This is a genomic window from Cupriavidus sp. SIMBA_020 (assembly GCF_046535395.1).
In the GTDB taxonomy this organism is placed as follows: Bacteria; Pseudomonadota; Gammaproteobacteria; order Burkholderiales; family Burkholderiaceae; genus Cupriavidus; species Cupriavidus campinensis.
On record NZ_JAWRWU010000072.1, the window covers coordinates 1 to 454 of the forward strand.

Sequence of the window (454 nt, forward strand, 5' to 3'; positions counted from 1 at the left end):
GAGGTTGGCTACCGCCCAGTCGGCTTGCAACGTTGTTCAGACCACCCTATCGGGTAAACCCTGATTCGCCGTCACCAGCCAAGCCCAAGACTATAGCACTATTTTTGCAGATTGTGCAACTGGCTTCTGCCTGATTTGCACCACCTTTTGCAAAACCCGCTGACTGCTGGTTCGAGAACCGTTGCCGGTTCATCGCCTTGGAGCCCTGCGGCAGATCTGTTCGCTTTTGCGTCCCGACCCGTTGCACTTGCTTGGCTTCGCGGTTCAGAAAACTGCTTGAACTGCGAAGGAGCAAGACTATAGCACAGAATTTTGGCTTGTCACGCCAGAATGACACCCGCTTTGCAGAAAGATGATGTTTTCGGGGGACGCACCCCGTGCTGACAGACTGTTCTTGTAGCTTCTTCTCTATATGGAGAAGAAGAAGCAGGCACTGGACCTTCTCTATATAAGG

The 454-nt window shown here is 52.4% G+C and carries 1 protein-coding gene; it reads right to left on the reverse strand.

What is annotated here, in order from left to right:
* Positions 1 to 46: 46 nt before the first annotated feature.
* Positions 47 to 454, reverse strand: a 408-nt coding sequence (locus SB751_RS28210; protein ID WP_410748811.1) for a hypothetical protein, incomplete at its 5' end; no start/stop codon positions are given.